This is a genomic window from Corynebacterium anserum (genome assembly GCF_014262665.1).
In the GTDB taxonomy this organism is placed as follows: Bacteria; Actinomycetota; Actinomycetes; order Mycobacteriales; family Mycobacteriaceae; genus Corynebacterium; species Corynebacterium anserum.
In genome coordinates this window covers 546,575-569,531 of sequence record NZ_CP046883.1, presented here as the reverse complement: position 1 = coordinate 569,531, position 22,957 = coordinate 546,575, and the positions used below count along the sequence as shown (strand labels likewise).

Sequence of the window (22,957 nt, the reverse complement as noted above, 5' to 3'; positions counted from 1 at the left end):
AGCCCGATGAAACCAATAATCACCGACTCCGACACCGGGCGTATTTTATGGAGAACCGCTGACTGTGCCTTACATTGCGGCATATCGGAAGCCACGTGGCGTAGCTACGTCCGTAACGGCACAACCCCGCCCGTCATTGCACATCTAGGCCATCTGCCGCTCTGGGATGCTGAAGAAGTCAAAGCTTGGCACCCACAACGTCCCTCACAGCGATAACCAGCGGAAACATGAGAAAACCCCAGCTCATGTACGAACTGGGGTTTTGTGTCTGGTGGAGCTAACGGGACTCGAACCCGTGACCCCCACACTGCCAGTGTGGTGCGCTACCAGCTGCGCCATAGCCCCTCGATCCATTTACTAGTTCAAGCAAAATGAACGAGCAAAATGAACGAACGAACTAAACCTACATGACCTGCTATCCACCAACCAAATCCGCAGGTCAGTTGAGCATTCTCTGAGGTCGCACCCTGCGCTCGATTCCCTGCACCTACTGCTTCAGCCGCGTGCACCCGCTATTCTACTGTGTGTACCTACTGGTCTACTGCGTGATCGTGCTGCTCCAACGTGGCAACCACTAGCTATCCTGTTCTTGCACAAAAGGGTACAACCCCCTTCTGCTGAAGAAGAGGGGCGTCTTTGGGTCTACGAAGGAATACCGAAGAAGGGGGTCGGCTATTTTTTCAGAAGCTCAGAGATCCAAGGAACAGGGTGCCCCTGGGAATCCGTTGGAGTCTCGAACTCTTTGCCGTCCACATACACAACAGGGGAAGACACTTGGTCGCGTCGCTTCTTCAGCTCGTCCTCATTCTTCTTCGCAATATTCTGCCCCACGTTTTCGATGGAGCCATCTCGGATAGAGTCAATGACAGACTCATCTAGATCATAAGAACTTGCAGCGTCAGCGTAATTGCCATAATCCCAAGTGCGAGCAACCTCAGCCTGGTGCTGCATGAAGTAATCATGCATATTCCAGAAGGCTTCTGCGTTACCGGTCTTGGCAATTGTCATCGCCACAGCAGCTCCACGAGTAGAGGATCCGACCTTGCCGCCGTCGAGGAAGTTAAGGAAGTGGTAGGTCAACTGAATCTTGCCATCGTTGAGGGCGTTACGCAGTTCCTCACGGTCCACGTTGTGCAGATCCGCACAGTGAGGGCAGGAGAAATCCTCGAAGATCTCAATCTTCTTTGCATCCTGCTTAGCCTTGTCGCTCTTCAGCACAATCGCATCGCCATCCGCCCTGACGCTGAAGTTCACCTCTTCTTTCGGCATACCAGTGGCGATGTCGTTGTTCTTGGAGTTGTTCCAAACAACCAGGCCAATGACAACGGCAGCGATCGCGACGATGGCAACTATGGCCCAAACGAAACCACTGCCTCCCTTGGAGCTAGGTGCCTTGATCTTCTGGCTCACTGTGGGGAATCCTTTCAAAAACTTTTATCTCTTCAGCCATGCAATTTTTCCGATTCTGCGCATATTCTCACATGCTGGGTTACACCCACCCACGCTTAGCCTCTCCTAAACATGGTGGGTTAATCCCACAAAATAGCGCAGAAACGTTGAGGCCAATGGCTTAACCCTATCCAATCAAGGGTCTGAGTCCCTAATGTTCCCTAGCCTCAGCTCCGTATTTCCAGCAATTTGAAAAGAACTTGGAAAGAAAAACTCCCCGTTCACAGCTTCTCCACAGTTGAAGCAATGAATAGCTTCGGTTCACATCCCCTCATACGAGCGAAGGTCGTACGAGCGCTGCTAATGCAGGCGTGACTCCGCCTAGCCGTACCCTCGACCCCTCGTGAGGACGTTCGCTAGGGGTTGAGTACGCCATTAATCACATCTTGTGCTTCCTCCAACACCTGGTGCACGTGCTCCTCGCCTTTGAATGATTCCGCATAGATCTTGTACTTATCCTCTGTACCCGATGGCCGAGCAGCAAACCACGCATCCGCCGTAGTCACCTTCAGTCCTCCTATCGACGCACCATTGCCTGGAGCCTCAGTGAGAATCGAGGTGATCTTTCCACCGGCCAAGGTGTCCGCTGTAATGTCTGAGGGCGATAGCTTCTTCAGCATTTCCCGCTGTTCGCGGTTAGCCGCCCCGTCGATGCGGGAATAGAATGGCGCACCAAACTTCTCCGCCAGTTCGGCATACCGCTGCGATGGGGTTTTACCTGTCACGGCAAGGATCTCGCTCGCCAGCAGATCAGCAATAATACCGTCCTTATCGGTGGACCATACCGAGCCATCCATCCGCAGGAAAGAAGCACCGGCAGACTCCTCACCACCAAAACCGATGGTTCCTTCCACCAGCCCCGGCACAAACCACTTAAAGCCCACGGGAACCTCGTTGAGCGTCCGTCCCATATCCGCCACCACACGATCGATCATGGAAGAGCTCACCAGGGTCTTGCCCACAGCCGCCTGGGCTGGCCAGCCGTCACGGTGGGTGAACAAATAGTCAATAGCAACAGCGAGGTAGTGGTTAGGATTCATCAGCCCGCCGTCTGGGGTGACGATGCCGTGGCGGTCAGCGTCTGCGTCGTTACCCGTTGCGATATCGTAGGCGGCCGCTCCGTCGCCTGCCACCGCAGCAACCAACGACGCCATCGCTGACGGCGAAGAACAATCCATCCTTATTTTTCCGTCTGAATCCAACGTCATGAATCCAAAGGCAGGGTCAACCTTGTCATTCACCACCGTCAAATCCAGGCGGTGTTCCTCAGCAATACGCCCCCAGTATTCCACCGAAGCGCCGCCCATCGGATCCGCGCCGATGCGCACACCTGCTTCCCGGATGGCAGAAAGATTCACCACTTCCGGCAGCGCAGCAACATATGTCCCCAAGAAATCATGCTTCTCGATGCTGCTAAGGTCGCTGGTTCGCTCTACGCCTTTCAAAGCGGCGTCAAGGTACTTGTTAGCGCGGTCGGCGATCCAACTGGTGGCCTCAGTATCAGCCGGCCCACCGGTCGGCGGGTTGTATTTGAATCCACCATCACGCGGTGGATTGTGGGACGGCGTGATAACAATGCCATCCGCACGCCCCCGATCCGTACCCGTAGGGCCTCCGGGGAGGTTTTTGTTGTATTCAAGAATGGCAAAGGAAATCGCCGGAGTAGGCACGAACCCATTCTGCGCATCCATGAGAGTTCTCACACCATTAGCAGCCAACACTTCCAGCGCGGTCTGGTGTGCTGGTTCGCTCAGCGCGTGTGGGTCACGGCCAATGAAGAGCGGGCCTTCGATGTGCTTGTCGCGTCGGTAATCCACGATCGCCTGAGTAGTGGCAGCAATGTGTGCTTCATTAAAGGCACCGTCGAAGGAGCTTCCGCGGTGACCGGAAGTGCCAAAGGTTACTCGCTGCCCTGGGTCGTTCACATCGGGCTGAATATCCTTATAAGCGGCAAGCAACGCTGGGATGTCAGTGAGATCTTCCGGTTGTGCTGGTTGCCCTGCGCGTGGATGCATGTGCGTCTCCTTCAATCGGACGGTGTGAGGTCTAACTCCAGAGTGCCTGATTTCCCCTTCTTTTTCTCGCTCTTTCTCCCCCGAACTCAGATTCTCCCTCACTGCATCGGAAGAGAAGCCTCTGTTTACAGCTCACCGTGATCCTCCCCTCCGGCGGTGAATGCTCGCTGCTGGGCCTGAAATACCGGTTGCTACGGTAAATGCTCATTGACGGCCTGTAGCGCCACAGATATGGCGTATTTGTTAAGTTTTGTCGAACAGATTCCATGTATTTATGCAAAGTTGTACATTTTTTGCATGACTGATGTTTCTTTCGCTGAAAAACTCGAAGGTTGGCTCAGCACTGCGGGCAGCTTCGTGTGGGGTCCATGGTTCCTGATTCCACTCCTGCTAGGCACCGGCCTCTTTCTCACTATCCGCCTTTCTGGAATCCAGTTCCGTAAATTGGGCGTCGCATTACGCCACGGTCTCATAGACCGCGACGACGAGGGTGGCGAAGGTGACATCACCCAATACCAAGCTCTCACCACCGCGCTGGCTGCAACCGTGGGAGTGGGCAACATCGTGGGCGTCGCAACCGCTATTTCCATCGGTGGCCCTGGCGCATTGTTCTGGATGTGGTGTACTGGCCTTCTAGGTATGGCCTCCAAATACACCGAAGCGTTCCTCGGCGTACGTTTCCGCACCACAGATAAAGCCGGACTGATTAACGGTGGGCCGCAACGCTATCTGCAAATGGGTATCAAGGGCAGCTTCGGTACGTTCTTGACGTGGTTCTTCACAATCGCCGCCATCATCGCGTCTTTCGGCATCGGTAACATGACGCAAGCCAACGCCGTCTCGGCAGGTTTGCATGACACCTTCGGTGTGGATCCATGGGTCTCCGGTGTGGTCATGTTCGTACTGGTTGGTGCCGTTTTGCTAGGCGGAATCCAGACCATCGGTAAGGTTACATCGGCATTCGTACCTCTGATGATCGTCATTTATCTCGTGGGCGGCATTATCGTTCTATTCATTCACGCTGGCGAAATCCCTGCAGCGCTGGGTCTCATCTTCTCCGATGCCTTCACTGAGACTGCCGCAACGGGTGGTTTTGTTGGCTCAGGTATTTTGATCGCCCTGCAGATGGGTGTTGCTCGCGGTATTTTCTCCAATGAATCCGGTATGGGCTCTGCCGCTATCGCAGCTGCCGCTGCTAAAACCACCCACCCCGTTCGTCAGGGCCTCGTCTCAATGACTCAGACCTTCATCGACACCATCATTGTGGTGAGCATGACCGGTCTGGTCATCGTAACCACAGGCGTGTGGGATCAGGGTAAAGACGCAGCAGGCAGCATGACGGCCGCTGCATACTCTGAGGGTCTCGGATCCCAGTGGGGGGGAACCATCGTCTCCCTATCTGTCGTCTTCTTCGCATTCTCGACCATCCTGGGCTGGTCCTACTACGGCGAACGCAACGCAGAACGGGCATTGGGAGATTGGGCTTCCTTGCCATATCGCATGATTTTCACCTGCGTGGTGTTTGTCGGCGCGACGTCGGAACTAACTCTGGCATGGACATTCTCCGACCTGGCAAATGGCTTGATGGCATTGCCCAACCTCATCGGCCTGCTCATACTCTCCGGCTTGGTTACCCGAGAAACAAAGGTCTACTTAAAGTTCGACCCAACTCTCCGCGCTCGCCCAGAAGACGTAGAGAAATTCCTCATCGATACCAACAACCCGTGGCGCACCAAGATATAAAGCTCGCACCAAGATATAAAGCTCAAGGCTTATTGCGAATAATAAAGTTCAAAACTCACCCTTTAGGTTTGAGGCTAAGCCTTGCAGGACAGAGTGACTTCGATGTTCTTCTTCTGGTTGCTGCCGTGTTCATCCTTGGTCACAGTAGCCTTTACGGTGTACTCGCCGTTGTGTTCGGTGACCGTGGCATTGGCTTTATCAGCATCGTCAACCTCCCATTCTTCATTGTTGAGGTCAAAGTCTAAAGAGTCCAAGGTTTTAATATCGGTGAAGATGTCAATGTCCAGTTCGTTTCCGGAACGGTCCTTGCCAGCTTCGTATTCAATCAGGGGGTGACCATCATCCTGATCCTGTTTGCACCGCACCGGGGTGAATGCTGAGTTATCTACGGTGTTGCCGTCCACCTTGATCGTCGGGGCTTTACCGGAATCGGCAGCCGCACTACCCGATGACGATGAAGAAGATGAGGAAGACCCAGCGGCTGTTGCGGACTCTGATACTGACTCGGTTACCGTCACGGTACTTGCCTCAGTAGTGCTGGATTCATTGCTATTTTCACCACATGCAGCCAGCCCGACAAGTAGAAACGGGGTAACCGCCAGGACTGACGCTGTCTTTGCTCGCTTAGGAAAAATACGCATATTCCCATCCTAGCAGTATTGATTTGCACAAATCAGATGCAGCTCAGAGCCTATTTTCCGCGTAAGGGCGGTATCTCCGCCCCTTCAGCATTACAAGAAGAATACAAAAACCCATAAGGCTTAACACTATTTTTGTTTAGAGAACATAAAGTGTGTAGCATGACCTCAAACACCACATCGAACCACTCACGTAGCACTACGCCCTACCGCCAGACAACCTCGAACCACCCAACGGCCTCAGATCACTCAGCTACCCACACCTCCACCCACGTAACAACCTTAGAAGTCTCTACGTCTCAACAAGGCCTCAACGTAGCTCTCACCCCTTTGCGCTTCCTCGAGCGCAGCGCTCGGGTTCACCCACAAAAAACAGCCTGTGTGGATGGGTCTCGCCGAGTGAGCTTCGCTGATTTTAAAAACGACGCACTCGCCCTCGCCCGCGCACTCCGATCTGATGGAGTCCAACCTGGCGATCGCGTCGGTGTACTCGCAGCCAACAGCTACGAGGCCTTGCTGGCTCAATTCGCAATACCGCTTGCCCAGGCTGTCATTGTAGCCATCAACACCCGCTTGGCACCGGCAGAGATCCAGTACATCGTCGAGCACTCTTCAATTTCCGTGATGATGGGCGAAAAACCACTCATCGACACAGCTAGTTCTCACATTGATACACTCCTACGGCGCGTAATTCTCATCGCTGATGAATACGGTAGTGAGCCAGAAGTGGCGTCGGAGAAAAAAGATAAGCACACCACGTTCAGCCGGTACATCGGCGCCTATATCGACGGCGAGGAACTCCCCTTTTCCGTCGCGGATGAACACCAACCCATCGCCATCAACTACACGTCGGGGACTACAGGCCGTCCGAAGGGCGTGGTGTACACGCACCGTGGTTCCTACCTCAACGCACTCGGAGCCATCACCACACAGCACTTCAACCACCAGACGGTCTACATGTGGACACTCCCGATGTTCCACTGTTCGGGATGGTGCACCGGGTGGGCAGTGATGGCCGTTAGTGGAACTCAAATCGCTCTACGCGCCGTACGCGGCCCTGAGATGTGGCGCCTCATCGTCGAGGAAGGGGTTAACGCAATGTGCGGCGCCCCAGCCGTGCTGACAACCCTCGTCGACGACGAAAATAAGCGCCGTGTCCACGGCATGCGCATCGTCACAGCAGGGGCACCACCTAGCCCGACCATCATCACCCGATGTGAAAACATCGGCGTGGAAGTCACCCACGTGTACGGGCTCACGGAATCCTACGGTCCCTTCACCGTTTGTGAGTCGCAGCCGGACTGGGCAGATATGACGGTGCGCCGCCGCGCCGTATTGAAGGCCCGTCAAGGCGTGGCGATGATCACCAACGAAGACGTCCGTGTGGTGGAACCGACCGAGCCACATGACGCCACCCTCACCGATGTACCGGCAGATGGGACCACAATGGGTGAGATTGTGATGACCGGCAACGGCGTAATGGCCGGGTATTTCAACGATGAAGAAGCCACAGCGGAAGCCTTCCGCGGTGGCTGGTTCCATACCGGAGATCTGGGCGTCATGCACGAAGACGGCTATATCCAGCTCCTCGACCGTGCGAAGGATGTGGTGGTCTCCGGTGGCGAGAACATATCCACCATTGAGGTCGAGCAGGCAATCGTGAGCTACCCCGACGTCTCCGACTGCGCCGTCATCGGCGTACCAGACGACAAATGGGGTGAACGACCACGCGCCTACGTGGTACTACGACCAGAAGCGCACGAGCAGGCACAGGAGAACCCGCAGGCTATCCAAGAAGTCATCATCGCTCACTGCCGTGCACACATCGCGGGATACAAGGTGCCGCGTGATGTGGTCGTACTTGAAGAACTCCCACGTACCTCCACCGGAAAGGTACGCAAGAACGAATTGCGCGACGAAGCGTGGACTGGGCACGGTTCCAAAATTAAAGGCTAAAAACTGACGCTACTAGCAACCTCGTCACGCCAGGCACAACCCACCCTCTGGGCTGGACTAACACTAGCGGTGTGACCGCCAACAAGCCACCCGCTGCAGCACCCATCACGTGTGAAGAACCGCCTCTTAGCCCGCGCCCAAAGACCACAACGAGCGCACTACAACGTCAACCGAGATTCAAAGGCAACGGTGCGCTTTGGCGGCAGAGCGAAGTAACTCAGCGGCTGAGCCTGGTTGTGATAGAGGAAGAAGAACACCTTCTTACGCCACGAAGACATGGCAGATTCCTCGCCATCGATCAGGCTCATCTTCGACGTGAAATAGAACGGCTCATCGGGAATATTCACACCCTCCTTGCGCAAAATCTTGATCGCGTTTGGCATATTTGGAGCCTCGAAGAAACCAAACCGCACGGTCACCAGTGTGATGTTCGGGTCGGTGAACTCCGTGTCAACACTCACGCGTCGGTCATCGTACACGCGTGGCCAGGAAGAAGTGAGCCCCCGGATAATCACCACCCGCTCGTGAATCATGTGGTTAAAGCGAACGTTGGTCTCCAGCGCCTGCGGTGGTGTCAGCGGATTCAGGTGGAGATAAATGGCGGTCCCCGGAACGGTCACTAGCTGCTGAGCACGCACCTTTGTAAGGAAACCATTCCAGTTGTCGGTGATATCCATGCGCCGTTCGAACAGCATACGTAGACCCTGACGCCACGTCACCATGATGAACACGATGCAGATACCAATAGTCAGAGGTATCCAGCCGCCGTGGAAGAGCTTCACCGCGTTAGCGGAGAAGAACAATGCCTCGAAGGTGCCGAAAGCCAATGCGGCCACAACCAACTTCCACACTGCCCAGTTCTTCACAGAACGGGCGTACATCAAGAACAGGCCCGTAGTCATCAGGAACGTACCCGTCACTGCCAAACCATAAGCGGTGGCTAAACGTTCGGAGGAGCGGAAGATCAACAGCAGGAGCATCACTCCCACGAACAGAAGCCAATTGATAGCGGGTAGGTAAATCTGCCCTTTTTCCTTACTGGAAGTCTGACGCACGCTAAACCGCGGGAGCAGGCCTAAGTTCATGGCTTGCTTGGAGACAGAAAATGCACCGGATATGACGGCTTGAGACGCAATAACCGTAGCCATCGTGGCGATGATGACCAGTGGGAGTTGTGCCCAGGACGGCGCCATTAAAAAGAATGGCTTGACCTTCGCCTCGGGGGTGTTCACAAGCAAGGCTGACTGGCCTAGGTAGTTCAATACCAAGCTCGGGAACACCATAAACAACCACGCACGACGCACGGGCGACTTACCGAAGTGACCCATGTCCGCGTACAAAGCCTCCGCACCGGTGATAGCGAGCACAATGGAGCCGAAAGCAACAAATGCTATTCCCGGCGCAGTGATGATGAAATGCAGCGCATACGTTGGTAACAGAGCAGCAAGAACACCTGGATGCTGCACAATCTGTGCGATGCCTAACACCGCTAACAAGCTGAACCAGAGCACCATGATCGGACCAAAAGCTTTTCCAACAGCACCCGTGCCCCATTTTTGAGCCACAAACAGGGCAACAATGATGAGCGCTCCCAACGGAACAACCCAGTGCGATAGGTCAGGGTTGACCACTGCCACGCCTTCGATCGCTGACATCACGGAAATGGCAGGGGTGATCACGGAGTCTCCGTAAAACAGACCAGCGCCACACACTCCCAACATCAGCGCAATAAGCCGCGCCTTACCCACGCGCCGTCCATTGGCATTCACTCGGCCTACTGAGCGCTCGACTAACGCCGTGAGAGCCAAAATGCCGCCCTCACCACCATTATCGGCCTGGAGAATAAAGCCGACGTACTTCGTGGTCACGATCACTAGCAACGACCAGAAGATCGTGGATACCACACCATAAATATTGGTCTGGGTAGTCTCTACAACCCCGCCATCGAGGGCGAAAATGGACTGCATGGCGTAGAGAGGGCTTGTGCCAATATCTCCGAACACCACACCTAAGGCCGCGATAACCAGGGCGAGTGTAGAAGAACGTGTCTTACTCACGCTGCGAAACACTACGCCTATGGGGTTCATAGAGCTAGATTGGTCCGCGTCGAATTGACTCAATGTGGGTGTAGTCCCCAACTTTCGCACCTTCCCCGCTTTCGCCCTCTTTCTGCTGAAACCCACAGCTACTCCTCAGCGAAATTGCCTGGAATAGGCTATGAAAATTAGATGTGAGAGAGTTAAATTGCTGTGATTGTACTTTGAGTGCCTAGAAAACCCATTTCCCCCGGCACTGTTCTCCCTGCACGCGTTGCACTTTTTGAAAGGCCAGCTTTTGGATTTCATTGGCTCCCTCACTCATCTCATGGATGCGAATACCCTGCTGTCGAGTTTCGGCCCATGGGTACTTGTTGGTTTGGGCATTATCGTCTTCATCGAGTCGGGTCTGCTCTTTCCATTTCTCCCTGGAGATTCTCTCCTGGTAACCGCAGCTATTCTGCATACCGAACTGAACACGAGCATCTGGGCAATTTTCGCTGTGGCAACGATTGCCGCCGTCGCCGGTGATCAGGCAGGATTCTTCATCGGCCATCGCTTTGGTCGCCGTTTCTTCTCTGACGACGCCACAATCCTCAAAACCGAACATTTGGACGCTGCAGAAGAATTCTTCGCCAAGCATGGACCGATTGCCCTCGTCCTCGGCCGTTTCGTGCCGATTATTCGTACCTATGTGCCTCTCGCTGCAGGTACTTCACGTATGGAGTACAAGCGTTTCGTCGTCTGGAACGTTTCCGGGGCTCTAGCATGGATCATTACCATGCTGCTGGTTGGTGTGCTTTTGGGAGGTATCCCGGGTATAGAGCACTCCATCGAGGGCATCATGCTGGTGATTGTGGGAATTTCCGTGTTGCCAATCATCATCTCGGGCATAAACAAGCGTCGTAAGAACAAGAAACTCTCTCGGGTAAATAACTCCAGCGTCTAATCCGGCCCCTCACACCTTCCACCTCATCAGGCGCTCCTTCCAGCCCCATGGAACTCATGTCGTCAGTCCAGCGGCTGGATAGCTCATCGGATCAGTCTCCGACACCTAGTTTGGAGCTGCTGTACAGCTTTCCTCACCCGACTGCTTAACGTTCACTACGCTGGAGAACTATGGGCGACGCAGTTTCTTCAGATAGCTACACTCCTCAGCAGCGCACGCGTTATCGCAACCGACTGCTCCGCGACCTTGAATTGTTCGATCATCACCTTCAGCACGCAGAGTTCGTAGACGAAGGCACCATTGGTCTCGAACTGGAACTGAACTTGGTTGGTGACGATATGCAGCCCCTATGTTGCGGTGAGGAGGTTCTGTCCGAATTATCTGATGACTACCAGTCTGAAATCGGCGCCTTTAATGTCGAGCTCAATCTCCCACCTCAGTCCATAGCTGGTGAAGGTCTGGACATCATGCAACAGGAGCTCGAAGAACGCCTTGCAGCGGTCCGGGTCGCTGCTGGAAAAGTTGGCGCACACGTAGCCATGATCGGGACTTTGCCGTCACTGACAACCGAATTTCTGCGCGATCCAGAATGGATGACAAAGGAAAACCGCTACCGCGCACTGAGCAACTCCATTATGGAGGCTCGCGGAGAATTGGTACGTATCGATATTGCTCGCGAAGAGCACTACCACGAGGACTTTGAGGACATTGCTCCCGAATCCGCATGCACATCGATGCAGTTGCACCTGCAGATCGCGCCGAATCGTTTTGCGGATGCATGGAATGCCTCCCAAGCAATTGCAGGAGTTCAAGCGGCAATTGCCGCAAACTCACCTCTCTTCGCTGGCTATCGAACGTGGCACGAGTCGCGTATTCCCTTGTTCTCCCAGGCCATCGATACCCGCACTGTGGAACTCGTGAACCAAGGGGTACGGCCACGAGTATGGTTCGGCGAGCGCTGGATTACTAGTGTCTTCGATCTTTTTGAGGAAAACGTCCGTTACTTCTCCCCTCTCTTGCCAGAGGATCGCGTAGATTCTGGCACACCACTCATGACTGGTGAGAGCCCAGCTCTGCACTATCTCAATCTGCAAAACGGAACGATTTGGCGCTGGAACCGACCAATCTACGATCCCCATACCGAGTTGTCCCACATCCGCGTTGAAAATCGTTTGCTGCCTGCTGGTCCAACTCCCGCAGACATCATTGCCGATGCGGCTTTCTACTACGGGCTGGTCAAATACTTCAGTGAGCAAACCCGCCCCGTGTGGTCCCGTATGTCATTCGAAGAAGCGGAAAAGAACTTCAACGCGGGTGCCCGTGACGGCTTGAACGCCATGATCAGTTGGCCAACACTCGGCCGTATTCGAGTGAAGGATCTCATCACGGACCATCTCATCAACGATGCACAAAAAGGCTTGCTCATGCTGGGTGTGCGTCGGGACCTCATCGAAAATTACATGGAGATCATTGAGGGACGCACCCTCGCTCACCAAAATGGCGCTATCTGGCAGCTCAAAGCACTGAGCGCCGCCGGAGGCTCCGCTACCCATCCAGCTTCTCAAGAGCGCCGAGCAGCTATCGCGAAAGTTCTGCGTCGCTATTTAGAATTGCAGGCCACCGGCGCACCAGTCCACACGTGGCCAGTCACGTTCACGGATTAGGCTGCGGTGGGGGTGGCACCGCGCCTACGGTCGACGAGTTCCCGCACACCGTAGATAACCGCCACAAGTACTACGAAGCTGATGGCGGTATAGATCATGAGACCTGCCATGATGGGCTCGTCTGCCCGGCCTTGAATCCGGAAACTCGTTGGTTCCCAAGCGACTGGTGCAGAAAACGGCAGGAACATCACACCGCACACAGCGACGGTCGCGAGACCTACGCACTGATCAATGCACCACGCTACTTTCCCAGCTCCGCGCCCTCTACGAGTAAGACGTTCACTGACGTGAGAGAAAGCCGTGACAATCGAATCTACAAACACCACAAACAGCGGCGCAATGAAAACCCAGTGATGGTACCAACTAAAGGGTGAGATCACACACGCCACCACACCGCCAAGAGCAAAGACCATGGAGCGATTGCCATAGCGCAGAGCACCACGGACCGCGAGACAAAACACGGCCACGATCAATGCGGAACTGATCGCCCACCAAAGCTGATGATGCTCCACACCTAGGCGCTCGAGAACGATTGCTAGGGACTGTGCCCCGGGATTACTCACTGTGCCAATGCGATCGGTTTCCAGCACCTTCTCCGTCCAGAAAGACCGAGCATCGGGGACGACAATCCATCCCACAGTAACCGTTGCGAGCGTCGTGACAGTCATGGTCACGGCGGCAAACCAGCGCCGTTCCACAAGCAGAGGAATGAGGAAAAAGCTCGGGGTGAGTTTGATACCCGCAGCGAGACCGCTGAAAATCCCCCGTCCTAGCGAACGTGGCCCGCGTAAGAAGTCCAACGCGATCAGCCCCATGAGGAAGATGTTGATCTGTCCCCAATAGAATGTGCCGAACACGGAACCGAGATTAAGCGACGCCACCCATGACAGGAAGGCGACAGCGAACAGCCCAGGCCCCCAAGAATAACGCCTTTCACGCAGCACTCCAATGATGACCGCTAGCAGCACCAGAGCTGAACATACCTGCCACACAACAGCCATCGGATGCGGATCAGTGACGGTCAAAGGCCGGAAAAGCACCCCTGCAAATGGCGGATAGGTGAAGGGCAAGTTACCTACGAAGTTCCCGTCGTAAAGGTTCTCCCCGGAGTTGAGAGCCTTAGCGGCTTCGTAATAGACGCGGAAGTCCACCGGCCAGTGGAAAAGATTGCTGCTCTTCTTGTGGAGGTTGTCCGGCTGAAGCAGAGTGACAACGATGTACACGGCGAGCGCTGTCAGACCCACGAGTACTCCGCAGAGCCCTGGGATCTTCCTGGAGGAGGCAGATGTGCTGGTGCGCTGCATCCCCACACTATATGCCTGTTTATGCGGCAGCGCCTGGATCTGTGCTGATCTTCACAGTCACCCTGCCGAAACCATATCCCCGGACACCACACACCACGTTCCTGAGTGCCATATCCCCGGATACCGCGCACCACATTCCTGAGTATCCGTGCCAAACCTCACAGTCGCTTTTCCGTGCCGAGAGTTCGGTACTGGAGATTCGCCCTTACTTCCTCAACTCTGGCCTCCCTACTTCCTCAACTCTGGTCTTTTGCTGTACGGATGACTGCCCACACCAACAATCCCTGGCCAAGGATGTACGTGAGCATGACCAGGAAACCGTGGGTGGGAAGGGTGGCGTCGGTAAAAGAACGAAAGGCAATGAGGGAGTCAGAGAGAAGAAAAAGAACACCACCCAACGTGGCGATACGCCCCAGACCCGAAGCGAGAATAGCCATAGTGAGGATCACCAACACATAGGCAATCACAGCGGGTAACAACGCTCCCGCGCCGGACCAACACACTCCCACCACAACAATCGCGGCTCCCGCATAAGGAAGGAGGAAAGTCGGACGACGCAGCAACGACGCACCACGGTACGGCCAAAAAGCCACAGCATAGAAAACCTGGGCGACAAAGAAGCCACCGATCATGGCCATAAAACTAGCGTCACCCTCGAGGAAGCGCGGAACGGTATCTCCCAACCAGGAGAAGAACAACGAAATAAGGGTATATGTGACCACACGTGGACGCGGCGTGAGATCACGGGTGGCTGCTATGAGCACCACTGCGAGTACAGCCATCAGGCATATTTGCGTCACCGTATCAATGAGGCCTTCGCCGGAGAATAGCTGGTTGATGAGGTGAATCACGGATACCAGGACAAACACACCGAGGGAGAGCCGAGTAGAAGCACTGAGTGTCCCCTGCGTGTCGTACGAACCGTGGGTATCCGGCGTGACGTGTGTGTTCTGTGAGCTGTGCTCATGCGAGGTGCCGTGCATGTTCGGTGTACTGTGCGTATTCATTGCAGACCACCATACGGCCACTCGACCCGGTGCGAAGAAGAACAGAGTAATTAGCCAGTGAGACGCATTTTTATAATGGTTAAACGGTGCGGAGGTCAGGACGTCCGCATCGATCTTGAGCGTGCCAACCACCATCGAGCAGAAAGGGTTACCGTCCGTGACTCATAGTGAAAGGCTTGCCAGGCTACGTCTGCTGTTGAAAGACGACGGCTTAGACAAACTGGCCTCTTCCACCGTCATGGTGTTAGGACTCGGTGGAGTGGGATCCGCATGCGCTGAGGCGCTTGCTCGCGGAGGTGTGGGCAACCTCATCGTTGTGGATCGAGACACGGTTGAAGAATCCAACATCAACCGCCAAGCCGTTGCGTATATGTCCACCCTGGGGCAGCCCAAAGCCGAAGTGATGGAGCGCATCATCGCAGACATTAACCCCGACTGTCAGGTCACTGCCGCCCAAATGTACCTCACCAAGGAAGATGTGGGCACCGTGTTGGAAGAGTTCCCACGACCTCACTACGTGCTGGATTGCATCGACACCGTATCCCAAAAACTGGCCGTCGCCCAGTGGTGTGCTCAACAGAACATACCTCTCCTATCCTCGATGGGGGCAGCGAACCGGCTTGACCCCACGCTCCTGAAATTCGCGAAAATTGAAAAGACCCTGAATTGCCCTTTATCTCGAGACATCCGGCATGAGTGCAAACGTCGGGGAATCCGAGGCCTGGAGGTTCTGTTTTCCACCGAAGTAGCGTTCAAGGTGGACAAAGCTCCCGGCGCGATGTCCAAGGGTGAGACGTTGGGGTCGATGAGCTATATGCCACCGATCATGGGCAAGATGATGGCTGGGTTAGTCATCCGCCGTCTGGCCGGCTTTGAATCTATTCCCACTCCACCGCGTTACCGTCCACGTAGAGCATAAAGGGGGTGATTTTGTGCTGCTGGACACTCACTATCACTTTGATTTTCTATCTAACCAGCCGCTGAGGGCGGCCTTCCTTGACGCATTATCGACGCACAGTGCTGCACCGTACGCACGCACCGGTGCATCATCAACGCATTATGCCGCACCATCGGCGCAGAGTGCTAACCCATCGACGCACAGTGCTGCCCCAGCACCACACAACGCAGACGGCGCTGGTGACCTCGAACAGCCCGTCAACGTTGTGGCACAAACCCTCACCCCCTCCGACTATGTTGTATTAATCCACGAGGCGGAGCAGCTGGCAGCTCCCGGGCGCAGATTGCCTCTGTGGTCACTTGGATTCCACCCGTGGTACATCACCTCGCGTAAGCAAGCCGACGCCGAACTGGCCGTCTTCCGCTCACAGTTGCGTAGTACGCGCTTCATCGGCGAAATTGGACTCGACTTTGCCCCGCGCAGGCTTGAACAAGCCAGCGCGGAACTCCAAACACACGTCTTCCGCACCATCGTCACGGAAGTCTGTGCAGCGGCTGGTGAAGTTCGGGGTGCGGATGCAACACACTATGCTATGGCTCGAGAGGTCTCTGATAGGGCAAAACGGCACCACCCTCCGTTCGGGGACACCGCCGACCACATCTCCAGCAGGAAACATAGCCCTTCGAACTGCTCATCTGCTCCCCATGTTCCCTATGTTCTCTCCACACATGCTGTTCGCGCGAGCTCAGCGGTCATTGACATTCTGGAAGAGCTGCGCATTGGCAGATACAACGTGGCACCGATCATTCACTGGTTTTCCGGGACGAGTGATGAGCTCACTCGGTTCATTGCATTAGGTGGATACATCTCTGTCAATCACCGCATGCTTGCAACAAAGCGTGGGCGAGCCTACGCCCGGCAGATTCCCGCTGAGCGCCTGCTCATTGAGACAGACCTCCCCGAAAGCCCTGTCATCCCTTCCCAGTGTTCCTACCAGTATTCATACTCTGCCTCACCAACGTCCCCAGAAAACTCCGGAAGTGCCACTGCAGAAAATACCGACACGGTCACTGCGAAAGATTCGTACAAGATCACTGAGGAACTTGCGGAATTTCACGCACAGAAACTGATTTCCACTGTGAATGGCATCGTGTGCAAACTACAGAACATTCGGGGTAAGGAGGTGGTGGCGTCGATCCTCCACAACCAACAGCGCCTCTATGCTCAGGGTAACTACCCCCAAACGGCATAAGTATTTCTAGGGGCGAGCGCTCGGCACCGAATATTGTTCCTGCACATAGCTAGCGAAATGCAGTGTGAATTTTTCGGGAAAATAGTCCAAAAATAGTCCATTGAGCGTCCTTTAGTGTCAGCTTCTGATGCTCTGGGTTTTATTCGAACACTGCAACAACTAGCGATCACGCGAGAAACCCCGTCCGCGTACGAACGGGGTTTCTATCTGGTGGAGCCGCCGGGAATTGAACCCGGGTCCTTCGCGACCTCGCCAGGGCTTCTCCGTGCGCAGTTCGCGGTGATCTCTACTCGGCTCTCCGGATCTTGCGAACGAGTCCGGACGATGAGCCCAGTTGCTCTAAAGTGTCCCGCCTGGCCCGAGCAACCCGGCCGTGCGGCAAGTCCCAAAAGTCGATGCCGGATTCTAGGAGTGGGACGGTCCTAGGCCGACAGACACGCGGTCGCTGTAATTAGGCAGCGAGGGCGTAGTCGCGCTGAGTGTTCTCGGCGCTTATAGAGTTACGTCGACGCTTACGGTGGTCGATCGCCTTCACCGGCACGCTTCCCCTGGCTCAATGCACGAAGTCGAAACCAAATCGACCCCTAGCTTTACCTGCTGCGGAAACGCATGTCAGCAGGAAAACTCAGCTTACTCTTTTCTCTTTTTCAGCGCCACTCCTTCCCCTCCTGCATCAGCTGATCCACGCCCATTACCTTCAAGCTGTTCAAGCCGTGCAGCGAACGCGCTGACGAGGCGCTGACGCTCTTCGCGGAGCGTCTCCTGCCGAGAACGATGAGCATTGCGCACCGCCACGATCCCCAGCCACAAACCAACAACAATAGGCATCCACACCTTGGTGTAATCCAAGAGAAAGATCAGCCAACCGGGCGCGCTCCAGTCAGGCCATGGGATGGAAGGAAGATGAATCTCGGGGAAGAAGATCTGCGGCAGTTTGATATCCGGCCACGGGATGTTGATGTGCCAATCGGGAATGAACTGCGCTAGCCAGTCAGTCACCGGCTGCATTACCTTCCCGAGGAATGGAAGAAGCACGATGCAAAAGAAAGCCCAGCCACCTTTGCCCATCCCAGCGGCCAAGGGATAGAGCCACCGCTTATACGGGGAGTCTTCCATCGCCCTCTGTCGCTTTTCCGCTTTACTTCCCCGCGGAGCATCAATCTGGATGACTGTTCCTTGAACTTTCACCCACATTTCTCTTATCCACGCATTGACACCACCGGAGATGATCTGGAGATAGGGTGCGCTAACCGCCAGAGCAAAGTCATACCTGCTCTCCTCGAGCGGTTCTGGATCCTTCTTCAGAACAATCTTCACGCTTTCCAGCGAACGTCTACGCGCGATGACAACCCTCTGCTGCATCACGAGCAATTCTCGTTTTCTCAGCGCACGGTACTGAGAGAATGTCGCGGGAAGACGCTTCGTCGAAGACGCTGTGAATGAGCCCCCGCGCTCGGGTTCATCTGCAGTGTGCTGTTTTTGTTTTCTTCCGCTACCTTGTGAACTTTGCTGCGGAAAACCTGCATCGACATGCCTCAGCTGTTCGGGAGTGCCGACATACACCTCAATGAGGCCATATACGGGATGATCAAGTGCCCATCGCTCGCATTCGCCCGTGGTAAACGTTCGTTCACTCTTCACGCTTACAGGCTAACAACAGTGCCTATAGTTTCAAGGTCCTGTCAGCCTCACAGCTAGGCGTTAATCCCCTTAATTCGGCGCCCTAGTTCGCGGGAAATTTCGCGCTCTTCTGTACGGCGTTTGATGTCCTGGCGCTTGTCGTAATCTTGTTTACCGCGAGCCAATGCAAGCTCCACTTTCAGACGGCCAGCGACAAAATACAATTGCAGCGGGACGAGGGTCGAGTTGCCGTCGCGTACCTTACCCAGCAGAGAATCAATTTCACGGCGATGCAGCAACAGTTTGCGCACCCGCCGCGGAGAATGGTTTGTCCAGTGTCCCATTGAGTATTCCGGGATGTGAAGACCCCGTAGCCACACTTCGCCCTCATCGATGGTTGCATATGCATCCACGAGGCTAGCTTTGCCTTCGCGGAGAGCTTTCACCTCGGTTCCCACCAGCACAACACCGCACTCTATGGTCTCCACGATGTGATAGTCGTGGCGAGCTTTTCGGTTGGTGGCGACGACAAGTTGGCCAGGCCCCTTCGCGGACTTGGCCTTACTCTTGCCTTTTCCCTTGGATTTGCCGGAGTCTACCGGCGTGCTCTTTTTCGCCATGATGCCATCGACCTTATCAGGCGGACTTTATAGTGAGTGGTCACGCTACCACGTTCATCCCCACTACTTAGCTCACGTTCATCCCACTACTTAGCTCTTGACGTACCAACGTAACGTCACCTGAGCAGTAATAGCAGCGACAACCGCACCAATAAGCACCATGAACGGAGCAACTAGCCAGATGTCCGCAGTGGTGATACGGGCGATCAAGTTGGCGTCGTAGAGAGATTTCAGAGCATTATCGGCAACCAAACTCTTGCCAGCAAGCATTCCCAACACCGCAAAAATGGCGCCGATCGTGGCAGCTATGACAGCCTCCAAAACGAATGGAGCCTGCGTGTACCACCGGGTCGCACCCACCATGCGCATGATGGAGATCTCATTGCGCCGAGAGAAGGCGGTGATCTGAACCATGTTCACGATGAGGAAGATAGCGGCCACGGCTTGAATAGCCGCCACCAGGAACGCAGCGTTACGCACGGAATCCAAATTGCGTGTTGCCGCCTGCAGATCGTCACCCTGATCCACCACGTTCATCACGCCGGGATCCTCGCGGATGTTGTCAATTGCCTGAGTTTTCGTCGGATCCTTTAAACGCACATGCAGGGCGGCCGGGAAAGCATCCTTGCTGGTCTGCTCCACCAAACGCGGATCAGAATCACGGAATAGTTCCACAAAGCGCTCATAGGACTGCGCCTTGTTACGGTAGGTTACCGACGTCACAGAATCGTCATCCTGCAGCTTCTGCATCACGGCGGCGCACTCCTTGGATGAGCAATCCTGGTCATTCTTAGACACATTGTCATCCATCTGAACCATGACCTCAATGCGGTCAATGTAGATGTCCTTGGTGCGCTCAGTCATCTGTGTGAGCAAGAAACCGGTGGACAGCAACGCGAGAGAAATCGCCGTAGTAATGATCATCGCGATGGTCATCGTGGCGTTACGTGTTAAGCCCGTGAAGGCTTCACGGAAAACAAAATTGGTCCTCATGATTACCGCCCCACTCCATACACGCCATGCGCATCATCGCGGATCAGTTTGCCTTTGGAAAGCTCGATCACGCGTTTGCGCATCGAGTCCACTGCCACATTGTCGTGGGTGGACATCACTACGGTCGTTCCATTTTGGTTAATGCGGTTGAGCAGCAACATAATCTCGGAGCTGGTATCCGGGTCAAGATTGCCAGTTGGCTCGTCCGCGAGGAGAACCAGAGGGCGGTTTACCGACGCACGGGCGATAGCCACACGCTGCTGTTCACCGCCAGAGAGCTCGTGTGGGAAGCGATTTTCTTTACCTTCCAAGCCCACGGTTTTGAGTACTTGGGGAACCAGCTTGTCAATATCCGAGCGCTTCTTGCCAATCACTTCGAGGGCAAAGGCCACGTTATCGAAGACGTTTTTCTTCTGTAGTAACCGAAAGTCTTGGAAGACGTATCCAATTCGCTGACGCAGCTTGGGCACATCACGCTGGCGCAGTTTATTGACGTGGTAATCAGCAACGTACAAATCACCAGAATCCAGTTGTTCTTCCCGCAGCATCAGCTGTAGGAAGGTTGACTTGCCGGAGCCGGAAGGGCCGATGAGAAAAACGAATTCGCCCTTGTCAATCTTCACAGAAATGTTGTCCAGCGCCGGCCGGGTGGAGGTCCGGTAGCTCTTAGAAACCTTGTCGAATGTGATCACAGGGAGCCAGTCTAGCGAAACTGACGTGACAGAAGAAACGTAAGTAGATCTATGTGACTTATGTGACACATCCCATATAGAAATCCGGTAGCCTCGTACACCACGCGCCTCAAGACGCACCGGCCGAGACACCGCTACCGAGGAGTCAACCGCCGTCTTGCGCCTTCAGGCTCGTCTGGTGTCACACGTTGGCGTCGGATGACAGTCAAGACCATGACAACGAGCAAAACAATAAGATCGCATGAGTAACACACCAACCAAAGAACCAGACAAGCACTCTGACACGAAACCAAACAAACAAACCCACGCGCAACGGGGTAAGGAAACCCAGGCGCAACCAGATACACGCACTGGCAATAACGGCACTGAAAATAAAAAAGACGACGCGGCCACCAAGGAACACGCCACAGGCTTCCTCGGTGCAGTTGAACGCATCGGCAACAAACTGCCAGACCCATTCTGGCTCTTCGTCATCATCGGAGGCCTCGTTACTGTCACCTCCTGGATCGGCAACATGGCTGGAATGCACGCCGAAGATCCAGCTGGTGGCAAGGACATCGTGGTGAAAAACCTGCTGAGCAGCGAGGGCATCAGCTACATGGTCTCCAACGCTGTGGAAAACTACGTCACCTTCCCCGCGCTTGGACTCATCATCACAGTCATGCTCGGTGTTGCGGTCGCGGAGCATTCCGGCCTGATCAGTGCCGCTGTCCGCGGACTCGTATCCAAAGTGGGCCCTCGCTCACTAACCTTCGTCGTCGCCATCGCCGGAGTCACCGGCTCTGTGGCCTCTGACGCTGTGTACGTGATCCTTATTCCACTAGGAGCCATGGCATTCCGCGCCGTGGGTCGCTCCCCCATCGTCGGAGCAATGGTGGCTTTCGCTGCCTCCTCTGCTGGCTTCAACGCATCCCTCGTACTCAACATCACAGACGTACTCCTGGGAGGAATATCCACCACCGCTGCGCACATCATCGACAGCGAATACGAAGTCTCCCCGCTGGCCAACTACTTCTTCGTCGTCTTCTCCTCCATCGGCCTAGCACTGATTATCACCCTGGTCACCGAACTGTTCATGAACAAAAAAGTCCGTGAGCTGGTGGACCACGATGATCTTAATTACGAGCACCTGACCTTTTCCAAAGCCTCAGATGTCGAAAAAACATCTGCAGCCGACTCCAACACCGACTCAGCCGAGACCTTCCTCGATGAACAAGACGCCAGCAGCTCTGCTAACTCGAGCGGCTCGATGAGCTCGACTACCCAAGGAAACAGTGGAGCCGCCGGTGAACAAATCCACGACAATGAACAAACCCAAGAGGAACTAGAAGAATCCCTTGCGCTCGAGCCAAAGGAAATTCGCGCCCTCAGCATCACGGGGCTTGCACTCATTATCATGCTCGGCCTCTATTTTGCGTTGATGTTCGTCTCCGGTTCCCCACTGCAAGGTGAAGGCGGAGCTGTCATGGAATCCCCACTGATTAAGGCCGTGGCCGTTCCGATCGCGCTGTCCTTCTTCTTTATGGGTCTGATTTACGGCGTGATCGCGGGAACCATTAAGTCTCCCTCTGACATCCCCGACATGATGGCCAAAGGCCTGAAAACACTGCTGCCAATGATGGTGCTCTTCTTCGCCGTCTCCCAGTTCCTCGCTTGGTTCACCTGGACCAACCTAGGCAACTGGACAGCCATTAAGGGCGCAGAACTACTCACCCAGTGGAACCTGCCACCCCTCGTGTTGTTTGGCGCCTTCGTCCTCCTGGTTGCCATCATCAACTTGCTGATCACCTCTGGATCCGCTCAGTGGGCGCTCATGGCCCCGGTGGTTGTGCCCATGTTCATGTACGTCGGTATCTCCCCTGAGGTCACGCAGATGCTATTCCGCATCGGCGATTCCCCATCCAACATCATCACCCCCATGTCCCCATACTTTGCACTGGCGCTTACCTTCCTTCAGCGCTACTACTCCAAGGCAGGTATTGGAACGCTGATGTCCCTGGCTTTGCCGTACTCCATCACCATGCTAATCGGCTGGTTCCTACTGTTCTGCCTGTGGTGGGCCATCGGCCTGCCGCTCGGCCCAGGTACCCCAATGGACTACAACCTTGGGGGCTGATTCCT

At 54.9% G+C, this 22,957-nt stretch carries 17 protein-coding genes, 1 tRNA gene and 1 other RNA gene; 7 read left to right on the top strand and 12 right to left on the bottom strand.

Translation table 11 applies throughout. From position 1 onward, the window contains the following. Positions 1–269: 269 nt before the first annotated feature. The 3 genes from GP473_RS02275 to pgm all read right to left on the bottom strand — a co-directional run bounded on the left by GP473_RS02275 (position 270) and on the right by pgm (position 3,464). Positions 270–345, bottom strand: a tRNA-Ala gene (locus GP473_RS02275). Between the two features lie 327 nt (positions 346–672). Continuing rightward, the gene (locus tag GP473_RS02270; RefSeq protein ID WP_185769217.1) at positions 673–1,410 is read right to left on the bottom strand and encodes a DsbA family protein; all 738 of its coding nucleotides are present in this window, start codon (positions 1,408–1,410) and stop codon (positions 673–675) included. Between the two features lie 395 nt (positions 1,411–1,805). After that, a complete protein-coding gene (gene pgm / locus GP473_RS02265) occupies positions 1,806–3,464 on the bottom strand; it encodes a phosphoglucomutase (alpha-D-glucose-1,6-bisphosphate-dependent) (protein WP_186277066.1) in 1,659 nt (552 codons plus the stop codon). 297 nt (positions 3,465–3,761) lie between these two features. Here pgm and GP473_RS02260 point away from each other — a divergent pair, with 297 nt between their 5' ends. Further along, the gene (locus tag GP473_RS02260; RefSeq protein ID WP_186277065.1) at positions 3,762–5,207 is read left to right on the top strand and encodes an alanine/glycine:cation symporter family protein; all 1,446 of its coding nucleotides are present in this window, start codon (positions 3,762–3,764) and stop codon (positions 5,205–5,207) included. 74 nt (positions 5,208–5,281) lie between these two features. On the opposite strand, the gene GP473_RS02255 is transcribed toward GP473_RS02260, so the two are convergent. Beyond that, entirely contained in the window at positions 5,282–5,848 is a 567-nt protein-coding gene (locus GP473_RS02255) for a hypothetical protein (protein WP_186277064.1), read from the bottom strand. Positions 5,849–6,007: 159 nt separating this feature from the next. Here GP473_RS02255 and GP473_RS02250 point away from each other — a divergent pair, with 159 nt between their 5' ends. Then, complete coding sequence (locus tag GP473_RS02250; protein ID WP_186277063.1) at positions 6,008–7,801, top strand: AMP-binding protein; 1,794 nt, start codon at positions 6,008–6,010, stop codon at positions 7,799–7,801. Between the two features lie 158 nt (positions 7,802–7,959). On the opposite strand, the gene GP473_RS02245 is transcribed toward GP473_RS02250, so the two are convergent. After that, positions 7,960–9,858 (bottom strand): potassium transporter Kup, encoded by a 1,899-nt coding sequence (locus tag GP473_RS02245; protein ID WP_246394864.1) that lies wholly within the window; start codon positions 9,856–9,858, stop codon positions 7,960–7,962. A 277-nt stretch (positions 9,859–10,135) separates the two neighbouring features. On the opposite strand from GP473_RS02245, the gene GP473_RS02240 reads away from it, so the two are divergent. Together GP473_RS02240 and GP473_RS02235 are read left to right on the top strand one after the other, a co-directional pair. Then, positions 10,136–10,786, top strand: a complete 651-nt coding sequence (locus GP473_RS02240) for a DedA family protein (protein ID WP_246394862.1) — start codon at positions 10,136–10,138, stop codon at positions 10,784–10,786. Positions 10,787–10,956: 170 nt separating this feature from the next. After that, a complete protein-coding gene (locus GP473_RS02235) occupies positions 10,957–12,450 on the top strand; it encodes a glutamate-cysteine ligase family protein (protein ID WP_186277060.1) in 1,494 nt (497 codons plus the stop codon). On the opposite strand, the gene GP473_RS02230 is transcribed toward GP473_RS02235, so the two are convergent. Next, the gene (locus tag GP473_RS02230; RefSeq protein ID WP_186277059.1) at positions 12,447–13,754 is read right to left on the bottom strand and encodes a glycosyltransferase 87 family protein; all 1,308 of its coding nucleotides are present in this window, start codon (positions 13,752–13,754) and stop codon (positions 12,447–12,449) included. The genes GP473_RS02235 and GP473_RS02230 overlap by 4 nt on opposite strands. A gap of 236 nt (positions 13,755–13,990) precedes the next feature. Then, positions 13,991–14,896 carry a lysoplasmalogenase gene (locus GP473_RS02225; protein WP_222104963.1) on the bottom strand — a complete coding sequence of 302 codons (906 nt, stop codon included), beginning with the start codon at positions 14,894–14,896 and terminating at the stop codon, positions 13,991–13,993. 22 nt (positions 14,897–14,918) lie between these two features. Here GP473_RS02225 and GP473_RS02220 point away from each other — a divergent pair, with 22 nt between their 5' ends. Both GP473_RS02220 and GP473_RS09435 read left to right on the top strand, forming a co-directional pair. Then, positions 14,919–15,680 carry a tRNA threonylcarbamoyladenosine dehydratase gene (locus tag GP473_RS02220; protein ID WP_185769208.1) on the top strand — a complete coding sequence of 254 codons (762 nt, stop codon included), beginning with the start codon at positions 14,919–14,921 and terminating at the stop codon, positions 15,678–15,680. A gap of 13 nt (positions 15,681–15,693) precedes the next feature. Then, on the top strand, positions 15,694–16,911 hold the full coding sequence (locus tag GP473_RS09435) for a TatD family hydrolase (RefSeq protein ID WP_186277057.1): 1,218 nt from the start codon (positions 15,694–15,696) through the stop codon (positions 16,909–16,911). Between the two features lie 208 nt (positions 16,912–17,119). On the opposite strand, the gene ssrA is transcribed toward GP473_RS09435, so the two are convergent. The 5 genes from ssrA to ftsE form a co-directional block, all read right to left on the bottom strand. Further along, positions 17,120–17,496, bottom strand: a transfer-messenger RNA (tmRNA) gene (gene ssrA / locus GP473_RS02210). Positions 17,497–17,541: 45 nt separating this feature from the next. After that, the gene (locus GP473_RS02205) at positions 17,542–18,273 is read right to left on the bottom strand and encodes a hypothetical protein (RefSeq protein ID WP_222104962.1); all 732 of its coding nucleotides are present in this window, start codon (positions 18,271–18,273) and stop codon (positions 17,542–17,544) included. A 332-nt stretch (positions 18,274–18,605) separates the two neighbouring features. Next, positions 18,606–19,151, bottom strand: a complete 546-nt coding sequence (gene smpB, locus GP473_RS02200; protein ID WP_185769205.1) for an SsrA-binding protein SmpB — start codon at positions 19,149–19,151, stop codon at positions 18,606–18,608. A 90-nt stretch (positions 19,152–19,241) separates the two neighbouring features. Next, positions 19,242–20,144 (bottom strand): permease-like cell division protein FtsX, encoded by a 903-nt coding sequence (gene ftsX, locus GP473_RS02195; protein ID WP_185769204.1) that lies wholly within the window; start codon positions 20,142–20,144, stop codon positions 19,242–19,244. 2 nt (positions 20,145–20,146) lie between these two features. After that, entirely contained in the window at positions 20,147–20,836 is a 690-nt protein-coding gene (ftsE, locus tag GP473_RS02190; protein WP_185769203.1) for a cell division ATP-binding protein FtsE, read from the bottom strand. Between the two features lie 241 nt (positions 20,837–21,077). Here ftsE and GP473_RS02185 point away from each other — a divergent pair, with 241 nt between their 5' ends. Continuing rightward, a complete protein-coding gene (locus tag GP473_RS02185) occupies positions 21,078–22,952 on the top strand; it encodes an AbgT family transporter (RefSeq protein ID WP_186277055.1) in 1,875 nt (624 codons plus the stop codon). The last annotated feature ends 5 nt before the right edge of the window (positions 22,953–22,957 follow it).

Excerpts from the sequence above, each read along its gene's own strand:
- GP473_RS02230 (WP_186277059.1), bottom strand. The coding sequence starts at position 13,754 with ATGCAGCGCACCAGCACATCTGCCTCCTCCAGGAAGATCCCAGGGCTC.
- GP473_RS02260 (WP_186277065.1), top strand. The coding sequence starts at position 3,762 with ATGACTGATGTTTCTTTCGCTGAAAAACTCGAAGGTTGGCTCAGCACT.
- GP473_RS02255 (WP_186277064.1), bottom strand. The coding sequence starts at position 5,848 with ATGCGTATTTTTCCTAAGCGAGCAAAGACAGCGTCAGTCCTGGCGGTT.
- pgm (WP_186277066.1), bottom strand. The coding sequence starts at position 3,464 with ATGCATCCACGCGCAGGGCAACCAGCACAACCGGAAGATCTCACTGAC.
- GP473_RS02250 (WP_186277063.1), top strand. The coding sequence starts at position 6,008 with ATGACCTCAAACACCACATCGAACCACTCACGTAGCACTACGCCCTAC.
- GP473_RS02235 (WP_186277060.1), top strand. The coding sequence starts at position 10,957 with ATGGGCGACGCAGTTTCTTCAGATAGCTACACTCCTCAGCAGCGCACG.
- GP473_RS02205 (WP_222104962.1), bottom strand. The coding sequence starts at position 18,273 with ATGCAGCAGAGGGTTGTCATCGCGCGTAGACGTTCGCTGGAAAGCGTG.
- GP473_RS02185 (WP_186277055.1), top strand. The coding sequence starts at position 21,078 with ATGAGTAACACACCAACCAAAGAACCAGACAAGCACTCTGACACGAAA.
- GP473_RS02225 (WP_222104963.1), bottom strand. The coding sequence starts at position 14,896 with ATGGTGGTTGGCACGCTCAAGATCGATGCGGACGTCCTGACCTCCGCA.
- smpB (WP_185769205.1), bottom strand. The coding sequence starts at position 19,151 with ATGGCGAAAAAGAGCACGCCGGTAGACTCCGGCAAATCCAAGGGAAAA.
- ftsX (WP_185769204.1), bottom strand. The coding sequence starts at position 20,144 with ATGAGGACCAATTTTGTTTTCCGTGAAGCCTTCACGGGCTTAACACGT.